The 12,126-nt window shown below is 61.7% G+C and carries 8 protein-coding genes and 2 tRNA genes; 6 read left to right on the top strand and 4 right to left on the bottom strand.

Annotation, left to right across the window (positions count from 1 at the left end; translation table 11 throughout):
- Positions 1 to 55: 55 nt before the first annotated feature.
- The 3 genes from LGQ10_RS16280 (at position 56) to LGQ10_RS16270 (ending at position 4,663) form a co-directional block, all read left to right on the top strand.
- Positions 56 to 1,243 (top strand): ATP phosphoribosyltransferase regulatory subunit, encoded by a 1,188-nt coding sequence (locus LGQ10_RS16280; protein WP_226522560.1) that lies wholly within the window; start codon positions 56 to 58, stop codon positions 1,241 to 1,243.
- A 54-nt stretch (positions 1,244 to 1,297) separates the two neighbouring features.
- A complete protein-coding gene (locus LGQ10_RS16275) occupies positions 1,298 to 2,590 on the top strand; it encodes an adenylosuccinate synthase (RefSeq protein WP_226522559.1) in 1,293 nt (430 codons plus the stop codon).
- Between the two features lie 138 nt (positions 2,591 to 2,728).
- The gene (locus LGQ10_RS16270; protein WP_226522558.1) at positions 2,729 to 4,663 is read left to right on the top strand and encodes a methyl-accepting chemotaxis protein; all 1,935 of its coding nucleotides are present in this window, start codon (positions 2,729 to 2,731) and stop codon (positions 4,661 to 4,663) included.
- Between the two features lie 65 nt (positions 4,664 to 4,728).
- On the opposite strand, the gene LGQ10_RS16265 is transcribed toward LGQ10_RS16270, so the two are convergent.
- The 4 genes from LGQ10_RS16265 to LGQ10_RS16250 all read right to left on the bottom strand — a co-directional run bounded on the left by LGQ10_RS16265 (position 4,729) and on the right by LGQ10_RS16250 (position 7,852).
- Positions 4,729 to 6,288 (bottom strand): ABC transporter permease, encoded by a 1,560-nt coding sequence (locus tag LGQ10_RS16265; RefSeq protein WP_226522557.1) that lies wholly within the window; start codon positions 6,286 to 6,288, stop codon positions 4,729 to 4,731.
- Complete coding sequence (locus LGQ10_RS16260; protein WP_058436923.1) at positions 6,288 to 7,313, bottom strand: extracellular solute-binding protein; 1,026 nt, start codon at positions 7,311 to 7,313, stop codon at positions 6,288 to 6,290. The genes LGQ10_RS16265 and LGQ10_RS16260 overlap by 1 nt, the downstream gene beginning before the upstream one ends.
- 183 nt (positions 7,314 to 7,496) lie before the next feature.
- Positions 7,497 to 7,583, bottom strand: a tRNA-Leu gene (locus tag LGQ10_RS16255).
- Positions 7,584 to 7,765: 182 nt separating this feature from the next.
- Positions 7,766 to 7,852, bottom strand: a tRNA-Leu gene (locus LGQ10_RS16250).
- Between the two features lie 223 nt (positions 7,853 to 8,075).
- Here LGQ10_RS16250 and rnr point away from each other — a divergent pair.
- The 3 genes from rnr to rpsF all read left to right on the top strand — a co-directional run bounded on the left by rnr (position 8,076) and on the right by rpsF (position 12,112).
- Positions 8,076 to 10,688, top strand: a complete 2,613-nt coding sequence (gene rnr, locus LGQ10_RS16245) for a ribonuclease R (RefSeq protein ID WP_058437354.1) — start codon at positions 8,076 to 8,078, stop codon at positions 10,686 to 10,688.
- A complete protein-coding gene (rlmB, locus tag LGQ10_RS16240; protein ID WP_226522556.1) occupies positions 10,685 to 11,446 on the top strand; it encodes a 23S rRNA (guanosine(2251)-2'-O)-methyltransferase RlmB in 762 nt (253 codons plus the stop codon). Before rnr ends, rlmB begins: the two co-directional genes overlap by 4 nt.
- A 240-nt stretch (positions 11,447 to 11,686) precedes the next feature.
- Positions 11,687 to 12,112 carry a 30S ribosomal protein S6 gene (gene rpsF / locus LGQ10_RS16235; protein WP_022641809.1) on the top strand — a complete coding sequence of 142 codons (426 nt, stop codon included), beginning with the start codon at positions 11,687 to 11,689 and terminating at the stop codon, positions 12,110 to 12,112.
- The last annotated feature ends 14 nt before the right edge of the window (positions 12,113 to 12,126 follow it).

Here is a 12,126-nt window from a genome sequence, read left to right as displayed (position 1 = left end):
CTTCACTCTAAGGCTGGCCCCAGGCTTGCCGCCCGGACCATAGGGGAATGGCGTAATGGCAACGGTAGACCGCTGGCTGCTGCCAGATGGCATCGAAGAAGTATTGCCGCCGGAAGCGGCGCGCATCGAAGTGGCGCGTCGTCAGGTGTTGGATCTGTTTCAGAGCTGGGGGTACGAGTTCGTCGTCACTCCCCATATCGAATACCTGGAATCCCTGCTGACGGGCGCTGGCCAGGACCTGGACCTGCGTACTTTCAAGGTCATCGATCCGCAATCGGGTCGGCAGATGGGCTTCCGTGCGGACATCACGCCACAAGTGGCGCGTATCGACGCCCACACCCTGCGCCGTGAAGGGCCGAGCCGCCTGTGCTATGCCGGCAGCGTGCTGCATGCCCAGCCGCGGGCCTTGTCGACCTCGCGCAGCCCGATCCAGCTGGGTGCCGAGTTGTACGGCGATGCCAGCCCGAGCAGTGACGTCGAGGTCATCAGCCTGATGCTGGCCATGCTGCAACTGGCCGAAGTGCCGGATGTCCACATGGACCTGGGGCACGTGGGTATCTACCGAGGCCTGGCCCAGGCTGCCGGCTTGTCCGGCGCGGTGGAGCAACAATTGTTCGATGCCCTGCAGCGCAAGGCAATCGATGAGGTCATCAGCCTGACTGAAGGCCTGCCGGCGGACCTGGCAGACATGCTGCGTTCCCTGGTGGACCTGTGCGGTAGCCGCGAAGTGCTGGGCGATGCCCGCCGTCGCCTGGCTGGCGCGCCAACTTCGGTGCTGCTGGCGCTGGATGAATTGCTGACCATCGCCGAGCGCCTGTCCGTGCGGTTCCCGGACTTGCCGCTGTACTTCGACCTTGGCGAGCTGCGCGGCTACCACTACCACACTGGCGTGGTGTTCGCGGTATTCGTCCCGGGCGTGGGTCAATCCATTGCCCAGGGCGGTCGTTACGATGACATTGGTGCGGACTTCGGGCGCGCCCGGCCGGCCACTGGCTTCTCCACCGATCTCAAGACCCTGGTAACCCTGGGGCGTGCCGAGATCGATCTGCCGTCGGGTGGCATCTGGATGCCCGACAACACGGATGCGGCACTCTGGCAGACCGTCTGCCAGTTGCGCGGTGAGGGCCAGCGCATCGTCCAGGCATTGCCTGGGCAGCCCCTGGCTGCCGCCCGTGAAGCGGACTGCGACCGGCAGTTGGTTCGGCACGATGGTATTTGGCAAGTATTGCCACTGGTTTCCTGAGTTTTCCTGCCGGCGGTTGCCGGCACCAAGTTTGCGCGAATGAGGACAAATGTTATGGGTAAGAATGTCGTAGTCCTGGGCACCCAGTGGGGTGATGAGGGCAAAGGCAAGATCGTTGATCTGCTGACCGAACATGCCGCCGCCGTAGTGCGCTACCAAGGTGGCCATAACGCTGGCCATACCCTGGTGATCGACGGTGAGAAGACCGTTCTGCACCTGATCCCGTCCGGCGTGCTGCGCGAAGGCGTGCAGTGCCTGATCGGCAACGGCGTGGTGGTGGCTCCGGATGCCTTGATGCGTGAAATCATCAAGCTGGAAGAGAAGGGCGTACCGGTGCGTGAGCGCCTGCGCATCAGCCCGTCCTGCCCGCTGATCCTGTCCTACCACGTGGCCCTGGACCAGGCCCGTGAGAAGGCCCGCGGTGAAGCCAAGATCGGCACCACCGGTCGCGGCATCGGCCCGGCCTATGAAGACAAGGTGGCTCGCCGTGGCCTGCGCATCGGCGACCTGTTCCACCGTGAGCGCTTTGCTGCCAAGTTGGGCGAGTTGCTGGACTACCACAACTTCGTCCTGGTCAATTACTACAAAGAGCCGGCCATCGACTTCCAGAAGACCCTGGACGAGTGCATGGAGTACGCCGAGCAGCTCAAGCCGATGATGCTCGACGTGACCGCTGAGCTGCACCAGCTGCGTCGCGGCGGCAAGGACATCATGTTCGAAGGTGCCCAGGGTTCGCTGCTGGATATCGACCATGGCACCTATCCGTACGTCACCAGCTCCAACACCACCGCTGGTGGCATTGCCACTGGTTCGGGTGTGGGTCCGATGTACATCGACTACATCCTGGGCATCACCAAGGCCTACACCACTCGCGTGGGTTCGGGTCCGTTCCCGACCGAGCTGTTCGATGACGTCGGTGCCTTCCTGGCCAAGCGTGGCCACGAGTTCGGTGCCACCACCGGTCGCGCCCGTCGTTGCGGCTGGTTCGATGCCGTGATCCTGCGTCGCGCCATCGACGTCAACAGCATCTCGGGCCTTTGCCTGACCAAGCTGGACGTACTGGACGGCCTGGAAACCATCAACATCTGCGTCGGCTACAAGAACCAGGATGGTGCGGTCATCGACGCGCCGACCGACGCTGACAGCTACATCGGCCTGGAGCCGGTGTACGAGCAGATGCCTGGCTGGAGCGAATCGACCCTGGGTGCCAAGACCCTGGAAGAACTGCCGGCAGCCGCCCTGGCCTACATCAAGCGTATCGAAGAGCTGGTCGGTGCGCCGATCGACATTATTTCGACAGGCCCGGACCGCAACGAGACCATCGTGCTGCGCCACCCGTTCGCTTGATAAGCCGTTGATGTAAAAAACAAAGGGCCCTTATGGGGCCCTTTGTTGTTTCTGGCTGCCGTACGGCACGACCCTTGCTGGGAAATTCACTTCTAGAGTGCCATCAGAATAATGGCTTCCAAAGTAGAGGGATTTCCTGTGTCGGCCGTTCTCTCACTGTTACAAAGCCGTTTACTGCGGCCTGTATTCGTTACCCTCGGTATCGCTCTTTTGGTGCAGGTGCTGGTTGCCGTTGCCCTGACCCGGAGCACGGTGACAGCCCTCGAGGCGGACCTGGCTTCTCGCCTGGGGGGCGATAGCCAGAAACTAGCGGGTGAGCTGGAGCAGGCGGGCAAGGAGGTCACCTCCAGCCTGGAAAGCCTGTCTGCCAGCACTCGGCAGCGGCTCACGGCGGGCCTGTCGTCGCGACTCACGGATGAGCAGGTTCAGCTGCGTGCCGCGCTGGAGAAGGACCTGAAGGATTCGGCCAACGACATGGCCCAGTTGTTGGCCTCGGTGGCGCCTCGCGCCATGTGGGACAACGACGTGCCCACCTTGTCCGAGTTCGCGCGGCGAGCCCAGCGCAACCCCAACGTGCTGTTCGTGGTGTATGACGATGCTGCGGGGGCGCACCTGACTCGTTATCTGAACCGTGAAAATGCCATCAACAAGGCCCTGTTGGAGAAGGGCAAGGGCGACCGGGCTCTGGACAAGGTGCTGGATGCGGCGAAGAGCGATCCTTCGGTCTATTACATCGAGGCCCCGATCAATCCCAACGGGGTCGAGATCGGCAAAGTGCTGATGGGGGTGTCCACCGCGTCGGTGGAAGCCGATATCGTGGCGCTGGATCAACGCTTCGCAGCCTTGATCGCCAGCAGCGACCAGTTGGTCGGCGACAGCCTCAAGGGCGCTTCTGCCGACAGCTCGGCGGCGATGCGTGCGCGCTTGCAGTCGGCCCAGGGCACGGCAGCCCAGATGCAGGCCAATACCACCAGTACGGTGCAGGAGGCGGCGGCTACCTTGCGATGGCAGATCGGTGTCGGCCTGGCGCTGGTGGGCCTGGCGTTGCTGCTGTTGCTGGCGGTGGTGCTGGGGCGGCGGGTCGTTAACAAGCTGCACCTGCTGATCACGGCGCTCAACGACCTGGCCGCAGGCGAGGGCGACCTGACCAAGCGTGTCCCGCTCAATAGCAATGACGAGATCGGCGACATGGCTTCGGCGGTGAATCGTTTCGTGGACAAGTTGCAACCGATCGTCCGTGAGGCGGGCGATGTGGCCCAGCGTACCGGGGTCGAGATCGGCGCCATGAGCCTGCGCAATGCGGGTGCCGATGCGGCGGCCGAGGCGCAGCGCGACGAGGTGGCGGAAAGCTTGCGGGCCCTGTCGCAGATGGCCGATGAAGCCCAGGCGGAAAGCCAGGCCATGCAGGCGGCGCTGCAGCAGGTCGTGGAAATTCGCCAGGCCACTGACGAGACCACCCGGACCTCGGAACAGGTGGGCGGCCTGATTGAAGCGCTGGCCGGGCAGGTGGATACCGGAGCCAAGGTGATCGAGCGGCTGGCGCAGCAGAGCGAGCAGATCGAGGTGGTGCTGACGGTCATCCATGGCATTGCCGAGCAGACCAACCTGTTGGCGCTGAATGCGGCGATCGAGGCGGCCCGGGCTGGGGAAACCGGGCGCGGCTTCGCGGTGGTGGCGGATGAGGTACGGGCCCTGGCCAGCAAGACCCAGAGTTCCACGGGCGATATTCAGGCCCATATCGGCGCATTGCAACAGGGCGCCCGGGAGGCGGTGGCAGCCATCGGCCAGGCCGGGCGGCAGGCAAGCGAAGGTCTGTTGGTGTTGCGTGACAGTGCTCGTTTGCAGCAGTCGGTGCAATCGTCGGTGGAGCAGGTGCACGCGGCCATCGGCCTCGCTACCCAGGCTGCAGCGCATCAGGCCCAGGGTGCACAGGCGGTACGTGGTCGGGTGGAAACCATCCATGCCCAGGCCGAGCGTGCCGCCCAGGCAGTGGTGGAAACCACCGCCAGTGGCAAGGTGCTGGACAGCCTGGCGGCGCAGCTCAAGGCCAGCCTGGGGCAGTTCCGCGCCTGAGGTGTATGCCAAGTGGCGGCTCCCTGCCGTGCGCCGGAGCCGCTGCTCGACAGACAAAGGTGTTGTCAGCGGCTCAGGTACATCCGTGTCGTCAGCAGATACACCGGCAATCCCGATACAAGGATCAGTAGCGCGGCATAGGGCGCCGCCGCTGCGAACTCCAGGTTCGACGTATGGGCCCAGACCGCCGTGGCCAGGGTATTCATGCCTGTCGGGCTGAGTAGCAGGGTGGCGGTCAGCTCTTTCATCGCATCCAGGAACACCAGGGCAAAAGCCGCGCCCAGTGCCGGGAAGATGATCGGCAGGGTGACTCGACAAAAAGCGCCGAACGACGAGGTTCCCAAGGTTCTCGCGGCTTCTTCCAGCTGCGGTGCGGCCTTGTTCAAGGCTGTGCGGATCGGTGCCTGAGCCAGGGGCAGGAACAGTAGCGCATAGGCGATGAGCAGCAGTGCCGAGGTCTGGTACAGCGCCGGTACGTAGTGCAGGGCGAAGTACACCAGGGTCAAGGCGATCACCAGGCCTGGCAGGGCATGGAGCAAGTAGGGCAGGCGCTCTGCCCAGATCGCCAGGCGCCCCTTGTAGCGCACTACCAGCAAGCCCACGGGGACTGCCAGTACCAGGCACAGGGCGGCGCCCCCCAAGGACAGTGCCAGCGATGAGAGCAGGGCTTCACCAATGGCGGCGACGGGGAAGGCGGCCGATGAGCCTGACGCCAGCCAGTAGGCGAGCATTGCCAGGGGAATGCCGCTGCCGATCAGTGCCAGCAAAAGACAGTAGAGCTGCCCGGCCAGGGACCAGCCGCCCAGGCGAACCTGTTCGGCTTGTCGTGCCACGCCCTGGCCGATACGTACATGTCGGCCTTTGCCGCGGGCCCGGAGTTCCAGTCCCAGCAGTGCCAGGCACAACATCAGTAAGACAGCCGACAGCATTGCCGCATTGGCATTGCTGAATTCCAGCTCGAACTGCTGGTAGATCGCCGTGGTGAAGGTTTGCAGGCCCATGATCGACAGGGCGCCGAACTCCACCAGCATGTGCAGGGCAATCAGCAGCGACCCTGCCAGCAGCGATGGCCAGACCAGGGGCAGGGTGACCTTCAGGAATACTCCCCAGCGGTTCTGTCCCAGGGTGCGAGCCGACTCTTCCAGGCAGGGGTCGAGATTGCGCAGGGTGGCAGCCACCGGCAGGAACACCACGGGGTACTTGGACAGCGTCATCACCAGGATCGCCCCGCCCAGGCCTTCGAAGCTGGCGCTCAGGGATACCCAGGTGAAGCTGCTGACGAAGGCCGGCACGGCGAAAGGCAGGCATAGCACCACGCCCCAGAACCTTCGGCCCGGCAGATCGCTACGCTCCAGCAGCCAGGCCAGCGACAGGCCGATGATGGCGCAGGCTGCAGTGGTTCCGAGCATCAGCAGCAGGGTGTTTTGCAGCAGGCGCAGTACATAGGGGCGCCATAGCAGGTGCCAGGCCTCGGCCCAGCCAGCTTGCCAGGCCTTGAGCGCAACATAGGCCAGCGGCAATAGGCTCAGGCAGACCAGCAGCAGGACCGGCAGCAGCAACCAGCTTGGCGGACGTTTGCGTCCGGGTGTGTAGTGATCCTGCGCAGTGGAGCGTGACAGGTCCATCAGTTCAGGCCGACATCGCGTTCCAGCTCAAGGGCCTGTTCGGCATTGCCCAGGTCGGCGGGTGTCACCTTTGGTGGATTCAGCTCGCTGAAGGGCTTGAGTCCACGGTTCGATTCCATGCCTTTGTGCAGCGGGTATTCCGCGGTGGTCTGGGTGATCACGCGCTGGCCTTCTTCGCTGGCCATGTAGGCAAGAAATTGCTGGGCTTGCTTGGGGTGTTTGCTGGACTTGAGTACTGCGGCGCTTGAAACGGTGATCAATCCACCAGCATCGCCGTTGGTGAAGTAGTGCAGTTTGGAGTCGAGCTGGCCCTTTTCCCGTTGCAGGGCGAACCAGTAGTAGTTGTTCGCCAGGACTGCTGCTACTTCACCGTTTTCCACGGCCTTGAGCGCCACCATGTTGTTGCTGTAGACCTTGCCGAAGGCCCGCAGTCCGGTGAGCCATTCTTCGGCTGCATCCAGGCCGTGCAGCTTGATGATGGCCACGGCCTGTTCCTGGAAGGCCCCGCTGGTAGGTACGAAGCCGATCTTGCCTTGCCACTGGGGCTGGGAGAATTCGAGTACCGATTTGGGCAAATCTTTCTCGTCGATCAGTTTGGGGTTGAAGGCTACTACCCGGACGCGGGCGGTAATGCCGATCCAGGTGCCGTTACTGGCGACGTACTCCTTGGGCAGCACCGCCAGGGTGGCGGGGTCGGTCTGGGCCAGGAGACCCTGTTCGCCGAGTTTGTTCAGGGGCGGGGATTCTTCGGAATAGATCACGTCGGCAGGAGAGCGATCACCTTCTTCCACGACCTGGCTGGCCAGTTGGTTACTGCTGCCTTTGCGTACATTGACGTGAATGCCGGTCTTGGCTTCGAAGGCCTTGGCGATCGCTTCGCCGACTTCCTTGTGTTGCCCGTTGTACAGGGTCAGGGCAACGGGGTCGGCCGCCTGGGTGAGTGGGGATGCCAGGGTCAATCCCAGCAAAGTGATGGTCAGGCCACGCAGAAGGGATGTTGCTAGGAGGGTATTTCTGAACATCATTCGCAGGTTTCCTCACTATTGCATTGCAAAAACTTGTAACAATCATAAACGATATCGTTTCTCATGTGCGCTTTGCAGGGGAGGACGAGCGAAGAAGGAGGGAGATGCAGGAGGCTGAAACGCAAAAACCCGCTTTCGCGGGTTTTTGTGAGGCTTCAGAAGTGAAGGTCTGAAGCTTTGAATTGGTGCCCAGAAGAAGACTCGAACTTCCACGGCCTTGCGGCCACCAGCACCTGAAGCTGGCGTGTCTACCAATTTCACCATCTGGGCAGTATCGACATCGTCGCCGTGTCGATGGAGCGCACTATACGGGCAGTGTTTTGATCTGTAAACCCCTGTTTTGCTTTTATTAAATCAAACACTTAGGGAAATCAGGCGCTTAGAACGCAAAAACCCGCTTTCGCGGGTTTTTGTCCGAGCCTTGAAATTGATCTAATCTCAAGCTCTTGAATTGGTGCCCAGAAGAAGACTCGAACTTCCACGGCCTTGCGGCCACCAGCACCTGAAGCTGGCGTGTCTACCAATTTCACCATCTGGGCAGTATCGACATCGTCGCCGTGTCGATGGCGCGCACTATACGGATGAGGTTTTGAGCTGTAAACCCCAGGATTCAAAAAAAGTCTGAAAAATGTCTTCGGGGTGGACGGGGGGATAGTTGAGCGGGTGTTGAGGCGTTTTCCAGCGTTGATCAAGCCTGAAATTTCCCGTTTCAATACGCGTATGCCAAACTAACCGAGATATAGACAAGGTGAAATTTATCTAATGGCCGATTGGCAGTCCCTCGATCCCGAGGCCGCTCGTGAAGCGGAAAAATACGAAAACCCTATTCCTAGCCGTGAACTCATCCTCCAGCATCTGGCTGATCGGGGTTCGCCTGCTAGCCGCGAGCAGTTGGTCGACGAGTTCGGTCTGACCACCGAAGACCAGATCGAAGCCCTGCGCCGCCGCCTGCGCGCCATGGAGCGCGATGCTCAACTGATCTATACCCGCCGCGGCACCTACGCGCCGGTAGACAAGCTCGACCTGATTCTCGGCCGCATCAGTGGTCACCGTGATGGCTTCGGTTTCCTGGTGCCGGATGATGGCAGTGATGACCTGTTCATGAGTCCGGCGCAGATGCGCCTGGTGTTCGATGGCGACCGCGCCCTGGCTCGGGTATCCGGGCTGGATCGCCGCGGTCGTCGCGAAGGCGTGATCGTCGAAGTGGTGTCACGTGCCCATGAGAGCATCGTTGGTCGTTATTTCGAGGAAGGCGGCATCGGCTTTGTGGTTGCGGACAACCCGAAGATCCAGCAGGAAGTGCTGGTGACGCCGGGGCGCAATGCCAATGCCAAGATTGGTCAGTTCGTCGAGGTGAAGATCACCCACTGGCCGACGCCGCGCTTCCAGCCGCAAGGCGACGTGGTGGAGGTGGTGGGCAACTACATGGCCCCAGGCATGGAAATCGATGTGGCCCTGCGCACCTACGATATTCCTCATGTCTGGCCAGAGGCCGTGCTCAAGGAAGCTGGCAAGCTCAAGCCCGAAGTGGAAGAAAAGGACAAAGAGAAGCGCATCGACCTGCGTGACCTGCCTTTCGTCACTATCGACGGTGAAGATGCTCGCGACTTCGACGACGCGGTTTTCTGTGAGGCCAAGCCGGGCAAGCTGCGCCTGTTCGGCGGTGGCTGGAAGCTCTATGTGGCGATCGCCGATGTCTCCAGCTACGTGAAGATCGGTTCTGCCCTGGACGCCGAAGCCCAGGTGCGTGGTAACTCGGTGTATTTCCCTGAGCGGGTAATCCCCATGTTGCCCGAGCAGCTGTCCAACGGCCTTTGCTCGCTGAACCCCAAGGTCGACCGCCTGGCCATGGTCTGTGAAATGACCATATCCAAATCCGGCGAGATGACCGACTACCAGTTCTACGAGGCGGTGATCCATTCCAAGGCGCGCCTGACCTACAACAAGGTCAGCACCCTGCTTGAGCACCCCAAGACCAGCGATGCCAAGCAGCTGCGCGGCGAATACGCCGATGTGGTGCCGCACCTCAAGCAGTTGTACGCGTTGTACAAGGTCTTGCTGGGTGCCCGTCATACTCGCGGCGCCATCGATTTCGAGACCCAGGAAACCCGAATCATCTTCGGTTCCGAACGCAAGATCGCCGAAATTCGCCCGACCACCCGCAACGATGCCCACAAGCTGATCGAGGAGTGCATGCTGGCGGCCAACGTTGCCACCGCCGAGTTCCTCAAGAAGCATGAGATTCCGGCCCTTTACCGGGTGCACGACGGTCCGCCGCCGGAGCGTCTGGAAAAACTGCGCACCTTCCTTGGTGAGCTCGGCCTGTCCCTGCACAAGGGCAAGGAAGGTCCGACGCCGAAGGACTACCAGGCACTGCTGGAGAAGATCAAGGACCGTCCGGACTACCACCTGATCCAGACCGTGATGCTGCGCTCGTTGAGCCAGGCGGTGTACAGCGCCGACAACCAGGGTCACTTCGGCCTGAATTACGAGGCCTACACCCACTTCACTTCGCCGATTCGTCGTTATCCGGACCTGCTGACCCACCGGGCGATCCGCAGCGTCATCCACTCCAAGCAGGACACGCCACACGTGCGCCGCGCCGGGGCGATGACCATTCCGAAAGCGCGTATCTATCCCTACGACGAAGCGGCCCTGGAGCAGCTTGGCGAGCAGTGCTCGATGAGCGAGCGCCGTGCCGACGAAGCTACACGCGATGTAGTCAACTGGCTCAAGTGCGAGTTCATGAAGGATCGCGTGGGCGAGTCCTTCCCGGGCGTGATTACCGCGGTGACCGGTTTTGGTTTGTTCGTCGAATTGACTGACATCTACGTCGAGGGCCTGGTGCACGTCACGGCCTTGCCGGGCGATTACTACCACTTCGATCCCGTGCATCACCGTCTGGCGGGCGAGCGCACCGGTCGCAGCTTCCGTCTGGGTGACACGGTGGAAGTGCGGGTCATGCGGGTCGACCTGGACGAGCGCAAGATCGACTTCGAGATGGCGGAAAAAACCATCAGCGCTCCTGTCGGGCGCAAGAAGCGTGGCGCGGCCGATGTGCCAGCGAGCAAGGTGGTGGAATCCTCTGCGCCCGCCAAGGCTCCCCGGCGCAGTTCCGCCAAGGAAAAGGTGGCGGAGGCTTACCGTCCCAGCGATGCCGCAGCGAAAAACGCTGAAGTGCGCAAGAGTCGGGAAATGAAGCAAGCCCTGCTAGCTGAGGCCAAGGCTGGTGGCAAGGCTTCGGGTGCAAAGTCCGGCAAATCGTCCTTCGATAAGCCTGCAAAGCCCACCAAGCACCGCAAGGGGCCGCCCAAGGCGGGCTCCAGTTCCGGCGCAAAGAGTGGTGGGGCGCGTAAACCTAAGGCCAAGTCATGAGTCAGTTGGAAAAAATCTACGGCGTACATGCTGTGGAAGCGTTGCTGCGTCACCACCCCAAGCGAGTCAAGCAGATCTGGTTGGCGGAAGGGCGTAGTGATCCACGGGTTCAGGTGCTGCTGGATCTGGCAGCGCAGAGTCGCGTCGCTGTCGGCCAGGCCGAGCGTCGGGAAATGGACGCCTGGGTCGAAGGCGTGCACCAGGGTGTTGTGGCGGAAGTCAGTCCCAGCCAGGTGTGGGGCGAAGCCATGCTCGATGAGCTGCTGGATCGCACCGAAGGCGCGCCGCTGTTGCTGGTGCTCGATGGTGTGACCGATCCGCACAACCTCGGAGCCTGCCTGCGCACCGCCGATGCCGCGGGCGCCCTGGCCGTGCTGGTGCCCAAGGACAAGTCGGCGACCCTGACCCCGACCGTGCGCAAAGTCGCCTGTGGCGCCGCCGAAGTGATCCCGCTGGTGGCGGTGACCAACCTTGCACGCACCCTGGAAAAACTCCAGCAGCGCGGCCTGTGGATCGTCGGCACTGCCGGTGAGGCCGAACAGGAGTTGTACGACCAGGACCTGACCGGGCCGACCATCATCATCATGGGGGCCGAGGGCAAGGGCATGCGGCGTCTGACTCGTGAGCACTGCGATTACCTGGTGCGCCTGCCCATGGCAGGTAGCGTCAGCAGTCTCAACGTCTCCGTGGCCACGGGCGTATGCCTGTTCGAAGCCATGCGCCAGCGCGGCGCCAAGGCCAAGGCTGCTCGCAAATAGCAAGCATGCGGCAGGTCATGGGCGGCGAGTGCTCCTGCTTGCCGCTTGATGCCCATGGCTTGCCGCTGTTGTTCAAATAATCACCAATTGCCTTGCGCCGCTGTTCCCCCTTCTCTACAATTGCGCCCCTTGCCGTGACGGCAGGCGCATATGTGCCTATCTATGGCAAGACACACAAGTGTCATTCACTCCTTGTCTGACCGCTTATAGGCGGCAGGCTACAACCCGTAAGGAGCATTCATGCGTCATTACGAAATCATCTTTTTGGTCCACCCGGATCAAAGCGAGCAAGTCGGTGGCATGGTTGAGCGTTACACCAAGCTGATCGAAGAAGACGGCGGCAAAATCCACCGTCTGGAAGACTGGGGCCGTCGTCAACTGGCCTACGCAATCAACAATGTTCACAAGGCTCACTACGTGATGCTGAACGTTGAGTGCACTGGCAAAGCCCTGGCTGAGCTGGAAGACAACTTCCGTTACAACGATGCAGTGATCCGTAACCTGGTCATCCGTCGCGAAGAAGCCATCACTGGCCAATCCGAGATGCTCAAGGCCGAAGAAAACCGCAGTGAGCGCCGTGAGCGTCGCGACCGTCCTGAGCATGCTGACAGCGCCGATGGCGACGACAGCAATGACAGCGACAACAGCGATAACGCTGACGAGTAATCCACGGACCTTTT

It is taken from the genome of Pseudomonas sp. L5B5, from assembly GCF_020520285.1.
Lineage (GTDB): Bacteria > Pseudomonadota > Gammaproteobacteria > Pseudomonadales > Pseudomonadaceae > Aquipseudomonas.
The sequence above is the reverse complement of the archived record's forward strand: the minus strand, read 5'-3'. Positions and strand labels throughout refer to the sequence as shown.

Bases quoted from the DNA above. Each gene is read 5' to 3' on its own strand.
- rnr (WP_058437354.1), top strand. From the start codon at position 8,076: ATGGCCGATTGGCAGTCCCTCGATCCCGAGGCCGCTCGTGAAGCGGAA.
- rlmB (WP_226522556.1), top strand. From the start codon at position 10,685: ATGAGTCAGTTGGAAAAAATCTACGGCGTACATGCTGTGGAAGCGTTG.
- LGQ10_RS16280 (WP_226522560.1), top strand. From the start codon at position 56: ATGGCAACGGTAGACCGCTGGCTGCTGCCAGATGGCATCGAAGAAGTA.
- rpsF (WP_022641809.1), top strand. From the start codon at position 11,687: ATGCGTCATTACGAAATCATCTTTTTGGTCCACCCGGATCAAAGCGAG.
- LGQ10_RS16260 (WP_058436923.1), bottom strand. From the start codon at position 7,313: ATGATGTTCAGAAATACCCTCCTAGCAACATCCCTTCTGCGTGGCCTG.
- LGQ10_RS16275 (WP_226522559.1), top strand. From the start codon at position 1,298: ATGGGTAAGAATGTCGTAGTCCTGGGCACCCAGTGGGGTGATGAGGGC.
- LGQ10_RS16265 (WP_226522557.1), bottom strand. From the start codon at position 6,288: ATGGACCTGTCACGCTCCACTGCGCAGGATCACTACACACCCGGACGC.